Origin of the sequence: Ensifer sp. LC163 (assembly GCF_001695855.1) — a bacterium.
Taxonomy (GTDB): Bacteria; Pseudomonadota; Alphaproteobacteria; order Rhizobiales; family Rhizobiaceae; genus Ensifer.
Genome location: NZ_MBSS01000026.1, coordinates 25,902 through 36,839 on the forward strand (window position 1 = coordinate 25,902; position 10,938 = coordinate 36,839).

Below are 10,938 nucleotides of genomic sequence, written 5' to 3' on the forward strand. Positions count from 1 at the left end.
GTTCAGGACCTCGCGGTGTAGCGCAAGGCACGCGCCTGCAGGAGATTGGTGGCGGCCAACATCAGGAAGGCGGTGATCAGCAAGACGGAGGCGATCGCGGCGGCCGCCTGATAGTCGTATTCCTCAAGCCGGATGAAGGCGAGCAATGCGGTGATTTCGGTTTCCATCGGTTGGTTGCCGGCAATGAAGATGATCGCCCCGAACTCACCCAGCGATCGGGCGAAGGACAGTGACAGGCCCGCGAGCAGCGCCGGAATTAGCAAGGGAAGAATAACGCGCACGAAAATGGCGCTGTCCGATCCGCCGAGCGATTGCGCCGCCTCTTCCAGCGCAGGATCGAGGTCTTCAAGCACCGGCTGCACGGTACGAACAATGAAGGGCAGGCTGGTGAAGCACATGGCCACCATGATGCCGAGGGGCGTGTAGGCCACCTTGATGCCGAAGGGTGCGAGAAGCGCCCCGAACCAGCCATTCGAGGCAAACAGCGTGGTCAAGGCGATGCCAGCCACGGCCGTCGGCAGGGCAAAGGGCAGATCGACGATCGCGTCAATGATCCGACGCCCCGGAAAGCGGTAGCGAACAAGCACCCAGGCAAGCGCCAAGCCGAAGACGAGGTTGAAGGCGGTGGCGACAAGTGCCGAAAGCACAGTGACGCGGTAACTGGCGACGGCGCGCGGCGAAGAGACGATTGCCCAATATTCGGCAGGTCCAAGGCTCGCCGCCTTGACGACAAGCGCCGCCAAGGGCAACACGACGATCAGCGCCACATAAAAAAGGGTGATGCCCAGCGACAAAGGCAGGCCGGGCAGGACATTGCGTTTCAAGAGATCGCCTCCACGGCGGCATGGCTTTCATTCATGGCAGAACCCGGCGAGCGGAACTCGCCGGGTCGAAACGACCGGTTTGGGAGCGCCTTTTAGCGATTGCCGTAGATCTGATCGAGCGCAGCACCGGAAGCGAAGTGTTCATCCTTGATCTTGCCCCAGCCACCGAAGACGTCCTCGACCGTTACAAGACGGATTTCCGGGAACTGATCCTTGAACTCTGCTGTCACTTTTTCGTTGTGGACGCGGTGGCCATATTCAGCGGCAATCTTCTGGCCCTCCTCGGTGTAAAGGAAATCGAGATAGGACTTTGCCAGTTCGCGCGAGCCACGCTTGTCGGCAACCTTGTCGACAACGGCGACCGGGAATTCCGCAAGCAGGCTGACTGAAGGCACGACGCTTTCAAACTTGTCGGCGCCGTACTGCTTGGCGATCGAGCGGGTTTCCGCTTCGAAGGTGATGATCACGTCGCCGATCTCGCGCTCGACGAAGGTCGTCGTTGCTGCGCGGCCGCCGGTATCGAAGACCGGTACGTTGTCGAAGATCTTCTTGACGAACTCTGCGACCTTGGCCGGATCGTCCTTGAAAGCCTCCTTGGCATAAGCGGTTGCCGCCAGATAGGTGTAGCGCGCATTGCCCGACGTCTTCGGGTTCGGGAAGACCACCTTCACATCGTCACGCGCAAGATCGCCCCAATCCTTGATGCCCTTCGGATTGCCGGCTCGCACCAGGAAGGACGGGAAGGAATAGAACGGCGAAGCGTTGTTCGGAAACTCCGTCTGCCATCCCTCAGCGACGAAGCCGTTCTTTGCCAGAAAGTCGATATCGGTCACCTGATTGAAGGTGACGACGTCCGCCTCCAGGCCCTCGACGATCGCGCGCGCCTGCTTCGAAGTGCCGGCATGCGCTTGGTCGACGGTGATACCCGGATGTGCCTTGATGAAAGCTTCGTTCTCGGCCGCAAAAACTTCCCGCGCAACGTCGTAGGATGCATTGAGAAGGGTGGTCGGCGCTTCGGCAAAGGCCGGTCCGCTCAGGAGCGCGACAAAGGCGCGCCCGCGATCAGCAGTTTCTTCATGGGTATCTCCGGTGGAATAGAGGCGGCGGGTTGAAGCAAACCTAGCGGCCGACATTGGAGACGACGAGGCACCGTGATCTTAGGTTGTTTCCCGAACGAGAAAAATCACCTAACGAACTCGGATATCGGGGAAAACGGCTTTGCAGCCGTTGCCCTAAACTACCGATCGGAGGTTGCCGACGCCTCTTGTGTAGGAGCCGACTGCGACGGCCGCTTGAGGCTGATGGCCGGCGCCTCTCCTTCTAACGTCTCCACACGCCGATCATAGACCGGCGAGATCGTGCCCAGAACGCGGTCCCAGAAGGAAAAATAATTCGCGTAGTTGTATTTGAACTCGGCGTGATGCTGGTCGTGATAGGTGGTGCACAGCAGCGGCCAGGGATAACGCGCCGTCGGCGAGGCAAAATATTCGAAACCCGCATGACCGAACGTGCCGTTGATCTGGTCGAACAACCGATGCGCCAGCAGAATCAGCGGCGGGAACGGCACCGCAAAGACGATGACGGCGTAAAAGCCTTGCGACAGGGCGGTATCCACGAGGCCGATCGAATCGTTGCTCCACACGGTCGGGGCGACGCTTCGATGATGCAGCAGGTGATACTTGTAGAACAGTTTGGTGTGCAGCAGCCGGTGCGCGAAATAGAACCACGCGTCGAACAGCACCATGCAGAGCAGGAAGAGCGGTACGGCCGTCCACCAGTTGAAGGCCCAGGGCGCGAACAAAGTCCAGCCCTGGTACTGGGCAAAAAGACCGATCGCCACCGACGTGCAGGTCACGAGAATGGACGCCATGCTCTGGCGGATCTCGACCGCCTTTCGCTTCTCCCCTCGCCGCCCCTTCTGGATGCGCCGCTCCGGATTGCGATCATTGAGCCAGGTGATGCCGTAGCCGAGCGCAAAATAGAGGAGCACCGTCGCGGCGTAGATGACCGCAAGAATGGCGAGAAAAGTCAGGGTACCCTGGACGAACGCGTTCAAGTGAAATCCGGTGTTGCAGTGTGGGAGATGAACAGACAGGCTGAATACACCAACGCGACCACGAAAGGCAAGGTAAGCCCTCCCGACTTACACCCGCTCGAGATCCGACAAGAACGCTTTCAACTCGGCCTTGTCGATCCCGACGAGATGGCCTTTTTCCGGATAGGCGCCGGAACGAACATCTTCGGCAAACTCCGAGAAAGCGGCAAGGCGTTCGCGTTGCAGCCGCTCATGTTCGGCGGCAAAGTTGCGGTAGATTTTCGCGTGGCGCGGAACATGGCCACGGTTGGCGCCGAGCACGTCATCGCTGAAGAGATATTGGGCGTCGCAGCCGGTACCGGCCCCCATCGACAGCATGAGCATCGATGTTTTCGCGCTGATCGCCGCTGCGACTTCGCCCGGCACCACTTCGATCTCGGCGGCAAAGGCGCCCGCCTCTTCCAGTGCCTTTACCTGGCGCCAGACCTCTATCGCGCTTGCCGCCGTCTTACCGACTGCACGAAACCCGCCGGTCCAGGTGGCCTTTGACGGAATGAGGCCGACATGGCCGCAGACCGGAATGCCTTCGTCCCGCATGCGTCGAACGGTAGAAAGGCTTGCGGCGCAATAGACTGCGTCCCCTCCCGCCTTCAGCGCCTTGAAAGCGGCGCGGATATATTCGTCAGCCGTGACGAGATCGCCATATTCGAGGCCCGGAAAAGCGAAACACGTCGGGGCAGCTTCGCGAAATTCCGGCCCGAGCAGGGTCGGCGGCACGGAAACCAGATCGATGCCGGCAGCTTCCGCGGCCCCCGCTTCATCGAGTGTTTCGACCCGCAGCATCGTCAGCTGCCTCTTGCCTTTCATCGAAAGAAGGTCGGCAACGGTCGGACGGCGGTTTCGCATCGGGATCTCCGGATTTCGGTTATTGTCATAGTGGTGGGAAAAGGCAGCTAGCCTCAGGCGGCGAGCAGCGCCTTCAGCTTGGTGTCATTTGAGCCGAGCGCCAGCGGATCCGGCCGCTTGCCGGCAGCAATCAGCATCTCGGCAAGACGGATATCGCGAGCAACCGCGTTTCCTGTGCCGATGCCGCTCGCGCTGATCAGCCGCCCGCTGGCATCGAGATGAAAGAGAATGAAGGCACCATCGCCAAGGTCCCGCCGCACCGTCGCCACAGCACCTTCGGCCAGGCCGGTGATCTGCAGCGTAAGGTCATATTGATCGGACCAGAACCACGGCACGCTCGCGATCGTCGCAGCGGCGCCAAGCAGATTGGCCGCTGCCAGCGTTCCCTGATCCTGCGCATTTCGCCAGGCCTCGAGCCTTATCCGCCGGTCGTCATAGTGTCCGAGCGGAAAGGAGCAGCAATCGCCGGCCGCAAAGATGTCAGGGTCAGAGGTGCAAAGCGTCTCATCGACGGCAATGCCATTGTCGATGACAAGGCCTGCAGCTTCGGCCAGTGCCGTGTTCGGCACGGCGCCAATGCCGACAACGACGAGGTCGGCGACAAGGATGCCGCCGTCGGCAAGCTCGATTTCCACCCTCTCCTCGCATTCTTTGATGCCCGCGATCCTGGCGTTGCAGCGGATATCGACGCCTTCCAGTCGATGCCGCTCGGCAACGACGGCGGCGATTTCTTCCGGCACGCCGCGGGAAAGCACGCGTGGCAGGCCCTCGAGGATAACAACGTCCGCACCAAGCTTGCGGGCGGTCGCCGCAAGTTCCAGGCCGATAAACCCACCACCGATGATGGCAAGCGTGCTACCAGGTGCGAGCTTCAAGCGGATGGCTTCGGCGTCGGCATGCGTCCGCAGCACCCGGACAAGCGGTATTGTTTGAGACTGCCCGGGAAAATGCCTGGGGCTTGCGCCGGTCGCAAGCAGCAGCCGATCATAGGAAAGTTCCCGCCCATCGGCTATTCGCACCGTCCTGGCATTACGATCGATGCCCTCAACGGCTGCGCCGGTAAGCACGCTAATCCCCACGGACTGATAGCGGTCGGCATCGGCGACAAGTTTGGGACCCTGCTGCTCTACCAGGCCTTCCTTCGAGAGCGGCGGCCGCTCGTATGGCAGATGCGGTTCAGCACCAATGAGCGTGATGTCTCCCGCGTAGCCCTTCTCCCTAAGCGCAAACGCCGCCCGGGCACCACACTCGCCGGCGCCGACGATGACAATTCTGTTCATGGGCCTGTTCATGTGCCTCTCCCAATTTTCGCGTCGGACGCCATCAGCGCCCGCTCAAGCGACAGCGATGAAAACGCTGCCTGCCTCGACCTTGACCGGATAAGTCTTCAGGTTGATGCAGACGGGCGCGCCCTTGGCCTGGCCGGTCTTGTAATTGAAGCGACCATTGTGTTTCGGGCATTCGATGATGTCGTCCATCACCAGCCCGTCGGCGAGGTGGATGTGCTCGTGGGTGCACAGACCATCGGTCGCGAAATATTCGTCGTCTGGACTGCGGTAGACGGCAAAGGTGCGCCCGTCATGGTCGAAGCGGATCACGTCCTCCTCGTCGATCTCATCGGCCGCGCAGACCTCGATCCAGTTGCCAGTCATGCTTTCCTCCAAGTGTTGATTGTTTGCCGGCGTGCCTATTCGGCGGCATGCACCAGGGCATCGCTATGAAACTCTTCACGATAGGGTCTTGCCGTCGGCGGCAGTTCGCGTTTCAGGAAATAGTCCTCGTTCCGCAACTGACGCAGGAAGGCGGGGAACATCTCGCGATAGCCGTGGATCATGGATGGGTTCGGCACCGGCAGGTCATGCTTGATCATCGCGTGAAGCCGCGGCAGCGCATGGTAGGGCACCATCGGGAACATGTGATGTTCGACATGGTAATTCATGTTCCAATAGATGAAACGGCTGACCGGGTTCATGTAGACAGTGCGGCTGTTCAGCCTGTGGTCGGTGACGTTGTCGGCGAGCCCGCCGTGCTGCAGCAGCCCCGTCAGCACGTGATGCCAGGCACCATAAAGACGCGGCAGGCCGATGAGCGTCAACGGCAGGAGCGAGCCGAGATAAAAGGACAGGCCAATCGTTGTGAGATAAATCGCAAACCAGATCCGCGCGATCCGGATTGCCTTCGGCTGCTCCATCTCGGGGATGAAGGTTTTTTCGGCCGCGCTGATGACGCCAAAAGCGTTGCGCACCATGTCGATAACGGCGTGCCAGACATCCAGAATGCCGAAGAAGTTCAGCACGAGCCGAAGCAGATCCGGCGGGCGCATAACGGCAATCTCAGGGTCGCGACCGACGATGACCGTGTCGGTGTGGTGGCGCGTATGGCTCCAGCGCCAGGTCACCGGGTTCCGCATGATCATGAAGCAGGCGACCTGGTAGACGACATCGTTCATCCACATCGTCTTGAACGCCGTGCCATGACCACATTCGTGCCAACGGCTGTCGGAAGCCGAACCATAAAGAACGCCGTAGGCGAGAAAGAAGGGAACGGCCCACCACGTTCCCCAGAAGTAGACACCGAGGCCGCCAAAAAGGATCAGGCTGCCGAACCAGATGGCCGTGTCACGGATGGCGGGACCATCCCCGCGCTTCATCAGTTCCTTCATCTGCTTGCGCGGGATCTCGGTGTGATACCACTCGGCAGCAGACAGCCCATTGGCGAACGCCGCCTGCGCATCCCGCCCAAGCAAGCTGTAATCACGCTTCGTCGGAACCATCGCCATTGTCCTCCCGCAATCGACCGCATGTCGGCGGCCGCCCCTCGTCTCTTGGAACTGACGATAGGTTGACTTTTGCAAGTTCTCAATGCAGTGATGCTATATTCTCTCAAATACCATCAAACCTTGCATTTCATGAATGATGGAATAATTTCAGGGGTAACCGATGAGCAACAGACCGACAATTGCCGACCTTGCCCGTGCCGCGGGCGTCAGCGTTGCCACTGTGGACCGCGTTCTCAACGGCCGACATCCGGTGCGCGAAGAGACGGCGCGTCGGGTCTATGATGCCGCCAAAGGCATCGGCTACCACGCGGTCGGCTTGCTTCGTCAGCGGGTCTTCGAGGACCTTCCGCAATATCGCCTCGGCTTTCTGCTGCAAAAGCCGCAGCAATCGTTTTACCAGGCCGTGGCCAAGGAGATCGAGAACGCAGCGCTCGCGCTGTCGAACGTTCGCGCCCTGCCCCAGATTGAATTCGTCGCCAACTCCACACCATCAGGCATCACCGAGAAGCTGAAGGCAATGGCCGCTCGCAACCAGGCGATTGCCCTTGTGGCTCCGGATTATCCGGCAGTGACGGCAATGGTCGAAGAGCTCAAAGAGCGTGGAGTCCCGGTCTTCTCCTTGCTTTCCGACTTTGCAGCCGGGGTTCGCGAAGGCTATATCGGCTTGAACAATCATAAAGTCGGCAGGACCGCTGCCTGGATGATTGCCAAGGCGGCGAAGAGGCCGGGCAAGGTCGCAGCGTTCGTCGGCAGCCATCGCTTTCTCGGCCATGAACTGCGTGAGATCGGCTTCCGATCCTACTTTCGCGAGCACGCGCCTGATTTCGAAGTGCTCGACACGATGGTCAATCTCGACACCGCCGAGATCACGCATGAGGCGACGCTCAATCTCTTGCAACGCCACCCGGATCTGACCGGCTTTTATGTCTGCGGCGGCGGCATGGAAGGCGCGATCTCGGCAATCCGCGAGGAAAAACTCGAAGGCAAGCTGATCGCCGTCGTCAACGAACTGACCCCGGAATCGCGCGCAGCACTCGCCGACGATGTCGTGACGCTGGCAATCTCGACGCCAACCGCCGCTTTAGCCCGCGAAACCATCAACCTGATGATACAGTCAATCGACAAGGGCCCGACGGGCGCGCCGGGTCAGACCTTCCTGCCCTTTGATCTCTTCACGCCGGAGAACATCTGACGAAGTATGTCGGTGACCACATCAAGGCCTATTTACACTTTCACCACGACGCTATTGACACTTTCCCCGAACCCCTATTGATACTTTCCCCGAAGATCTATTACAACTTTGCCCACATCACTTTTTGCCGAGAAGATGAAGTGACTATCATGGACGACAGCCTCTTACCGCGTCATCTGCAATCCCAACTGAAGGCTGCTCTTACATCAGCGCGAGTGGTTAATATTATCGGGCCACGGCAGGTCGGGAAGACGACGCTTGTACGCGATCTATTGAGCGTCGGAAAATTCATTACACTAGATGATGAAGGTGTGCTTGCAGCTATCGAGACTGATCCAAAAGGACAGTTGGACGCTCTGCTGGCTGAGACGAAAGTAGGCCCGCTCATTATCGACGAAGCCCAGCGATCAACGAAATTGGCCTTGGCATTGAAGAGGATTGTGGACGAAAATCGAGCAATGGGACAGTTCGTCCTGACAGGTTCTTCCAACGTCTTCACTTCCGCGCACGTGGCGGACTCGTTGGCAGGTAGAGTCCATACAATGACGATGCTTCCAATGAGTGTCGCCGAGACAAAGCGCATGGGAGCTGCAAAAATTCTCGACTGGGCGTCGACGGATGTCCGTCCCGATCCGCTGGACCTGCCTAAAGCAGAAACCTTGTCCCGAGCACAATACATCGACTTGATAGTAGCAGGCGGCTTTCCCGAGATACAAACTCTGGAAGAGCGCTGGAGACAAAATCGATACACAGACTACGTAGACAGTGTCGTGGAACGCGATGTTGCGTACATCTTAAAAATAAGAAAATCGGACGCCATGAGGCGAATGATCGATCAACTAGCTTCGCGCGTCGGAAACGAGCTGAACATAGACGAACTCTCTTCGAACATCAGTTTACAAAGAAATACCACCGAGACCTACCTCGATATTTTAACCAAACTTTCACTTTTGCAACGATTGCCTGCGTGGACATCGGGTGAGTCCGGGCGCGACATCCGCCAACCAAAAATCCATCTTGTGGATACTGGGATCGTCGCCGCCTTGAGGAGTATGAACGCCCAGAGCTTCAATATTGGCGCGAATCCCACAGCGCTTGGCGGCCTTTTCGAAAATTTCGTTCACAATGAACTGTGGAAATCCCTCCCCCATCAGAGGCGTCGGTGGCGACTTTATCATTGGAGGCATCAACGAGGACGCGAGATAGACATCATTGCTGAATCAGACAGAGCGATAATAGGCTTCGAGATGAAGACATCGACTGCGGTTGAAGCAAAGGACTTTCAGCATCTGCGATGGTTTCGAGACGAAGGCCCAGGTAAGAACCGTCCCTTCGTCGGCATCGTCGTCTATATGGGAGAGCGCGTACTCAGTTTCGGCGAAAACATGGTCGCGCTCCCACTGTCGATATTTTGGTCGTTCAAAGAAAGTTTAGTCTGAATGGGCGATTGGACAGCTTTCGGGCCCTGGCCCTTTCTGTGCGCATGGACCGTGGGACCGCTGATTAAGTGATCCAGGCCATAAAAAAGTCAGGCAGTCCGCATCGTTGTGGCGATTTCTTCGACCAGATAATCAATTGCCTGGAGTGGCTCCAGCACGGCCCACGTCTTTGGATGGCGATAGACGGGGTAGAGGCTGAAAGCTGCGAATGTCAGCTGATCGACGGTCGGTCGCGCAGTTGCCCGCCTCGCATGCACCACTTGGGCTCGGTCTTCCACGCGGTCTTCCGTCAGTCCCCAACCGGCATAAAATGGGGTCGCATAACAACGGACGGGCAGGCCACGCAAAAGCGCGTCGAAGCCCATTTGGCTGGAGACGGTCCAGACTTCGTCAACGACGGCGAGGACCGCCGCTGCAGACACCTTGTCGGCCATCAAGGTTACGCCCGGCAATTTCGATGCCCATTGGGTCATATAGCCCTTGCGGTGACCGGCAATAACGTCTGGATGCGTGCGAACGACGATCTGGGCGCTGCTTGCGAGCGCATCATCCAACATTCGGTCAAAGGCGGAAGGCGAGCCGAGCGCCTTTTCGACCGAAACATCGCCAAACACTTGATCAACCAGCCGGAGCCTTCGCCAGGATGCCATCGAGCCCAGGCGCAAGCGTCGAACGAAGCGGCGCCTCGCCGAAATAGCGGCCCAGCCAAGGAAACGCCTTGTGCACGAAAAAAGTCGCTCCGAGCCTTGCTCCCCATTTTGGGTGCCAGGGCCTAGTTTGCATCGCGGTTAGCGTCGGATTGTCGAGCACGTTCAAATTCTCACTCTGCCGGCCACCTCGGCACGTTCCGCCAAAAACCACCTTGCAGAGCCAAATGCAAACCGAACTTGCGCCGTGACCACCGCTTGAAGTCAGCTTTTCAGACCAGTGCGCGGCCAGCGGGAAACCAAGAGTGGTCGCGCACGGATGTGAAGATCGCACAAGAATTGCTTTCTTGTTGATTGGATACCACCCATTTCTGATTGGGGCGATCCGCCTCGGACTGCCGGTCCAGCACATTCGGCATGATGCCGGAGCGCTCACCGGCATCCTTTGGCAAGCCTCGTCTGCGGGGACGTGCTCGCAATGCGTTCTCACGCATCAGCCGCTCGACGCGATGCAATCCGTAGGAGAAGCCTTCAGCGAGCAGGTCGTGCCAGACACGCCGGGCACCATAGGTGCGGTCGCTAAATTTGAAGCTCTGCTCGATCTTCGCCAGCAGGACTTCATCAAACCGAGCATGGATGCTCGGCGAACAATTGAGCCAGGCATGAAAGTCGGAACGAGAAACACCCAGCGCTTCGCAGAGCCATGCCACCGGCCAGATGCAACGGTGCTTTGCAATGAAGGCGAATTTTGCAAAGTAGGCTGCGGCCTTCCTAAGAAACACATTCTTCGGCGGTCATAAGTTCGAGCTGATAGCCTAGTAACCGGGCGCGGCGCTGAAGATTTGCCAGCACCCTGCCACGATGTCGCTCGTCACAGGCCGCAGCACCGGCGATTTCGGCAGCATTCGCCGCCCAAAGCGCCATCAATTCCGCAACATCAGGGGGGCCGGCTCGAGTCATTATAGTCTTGAATCTGAGCCGTTCTCTTGCGTCAACGGGTCCCGGTAGGGACGATGGTTACCCATCGCCCCCCGGTCAGATCCGTACGTGCGGCACTACCGCATACGGCTCCTATCGGATGTTGTGACGGTAAGCCGAGCATCTGGATGCGGATGC

10 protein-coding genes and 1 pseudogene are annotated in these 10,938 nt (G+C 58.7%); 2 read left to right on the forward strand and 9 right to left on the reverse strand.

From position 1 onward, the window contains the following. Window positions 1–2: 2 nt before the first annotated feature. The 7 genes from cysT to BC360_RS21330 form a co-directional block, all read right to left on the reverse strand. On the reverse strand, window positions 3–824 hold the full coding sequence (gene cysT / locus BC360_RS21300; protein WP_065796826.1) for a sulfate ABC transporter permease subunit CysT: 822 nt from the start codon (window positions 822–824) through the stop codon (window positions 3–5). 92 nt (window positions 825–916) lie between these two features. After that, window positions 917–1,957, reverse strand: coding sequence for a thiosulfate ABC transporter substrate-binding protein CysP (gene cysP, locus BC360_RS21305; protein WP_167590851.1), 1,041 nt, complete (start codon window positions 1,955–1,957; stop codon window positions 917–919). Window positions 1,958–2,061: 104 nt separating this feature from the next. Continuing rightward, window positions 2,062–2,880, reverse strand: coding sequence for a sterol desaturase family protein (locus tag BC360_RS21310; protein ID WP_083222672.1), 819 nt, complete (start codon window positions 2,878–2,880; stop codon window positions 2,062–2,064). A gap of 87 nt (window positions 2,881–2,967) precedes the next feature. Then, on the reverse strand, window positions 2,968–3,765 hold the full coding sequence (locus BC360_RS21315; RefSeq protein WP_065796827.1) for a 3-methyl-2-oxobutanoate hydroxymethyltransferase: 798 nt from the start codon (window positions 3,763–3,765) through the stop codon (window positions 2,968–2,970). 53 nt (window positions 3,766–3,818) lie between these two features. After that, a complete protein-coding gene (locus tag BC360_RS21320) occupies window positions 3,819–5,045 on the reverse strand; it encodes an NAD(P)/FAD-dependent oxidoreductase (RefSeq protein ID WP_065796836.1) in 1,227 nt (408 codons plus the stop codon). Window positions 5,046–5,099: 54 nt separating this feature from the next. Then, window positions 5,100–5,417, reverse strand: coding sequence for a MocE family 2Fe-2S type ferredoxin (locus tag BC360_RS21325; RefSeq protein WP_065796828.1), 318 nt, complete (start codon window positions 5,415–5,417; stop codon window positions 5,100–5,102). Window positions 5,418–5,452: 35 nt separating this feature from the next. Next, window positions 5,453–6,544, reverse strand: a complete 1,092-nt coding sequence (locus BC360_RS21330) for a fatty acid desaturase family protein (RefSeq protein ID WP_065796829.1) — start codon at window positions 6,542–6,544, stop codon at window positions 5,453–5,455. Window positions 6,545–6,704: 160 nt separating this feature from the next. Between BC360_RS21330 and BC360_RS21335 the strand changes: the two genes are divergently transcribed. Together BC360_RS21335 and BC360_RS21340 are read left to right on the forward strand one after the other, a co-directional pair. Then, window positions 6,705–7,736, forward strand: coding sequence for a LacI family DNA-binding transcriptional regulator (locus tag BC360_RS21335; RefSeq protein WP_065796830.1), 1,032 nt, complete (start codon window positions 6,705–6,707; stop codon window positions 7,734–7,736). Between the two features lie 149 nt (window positions 7,737–7,885). Continuing rightward, on the forward strand, window positions 7,886–9,175 hold the full coding sequence (locus BC360_RS21340) for an ATP-binding protein (protein ID WP_065796831.1): 1,290 nt from the start codon (window positions 7,886–7,888) through the stop codon (window positions 9,173–9,175). Window positions 9,176–9,264: 89 nt separating this feature from the next. On the opposite strand, the gene BC360_RS21345 is transcribed toward BC360_RS21340, so the two are convergent. Both BC360_RS21345 and BC360_RS21350 read right to left on the reverse strand, forming a co-directional pair. Further along, a complete protein-coding gene (locus BC360_RS21345) occupies window positions 9,265–9,789 on the reverse strand; it encodes a hypothetical protein (protein WP_320416831.1) in 525 nt (174 codons plus the stop codon). A 395-nt stretch (window positions 9,790–10,184) separates the two neighbouring features. Next, window positions 10,185–10,571 (reverse strand): annotated as a pseudogene (locus BC360_RS21350) (IS3 family transposase); the annotation flags it as partial. Window positions 10,572–10,938: the final 367 nt, after the last annotated feature.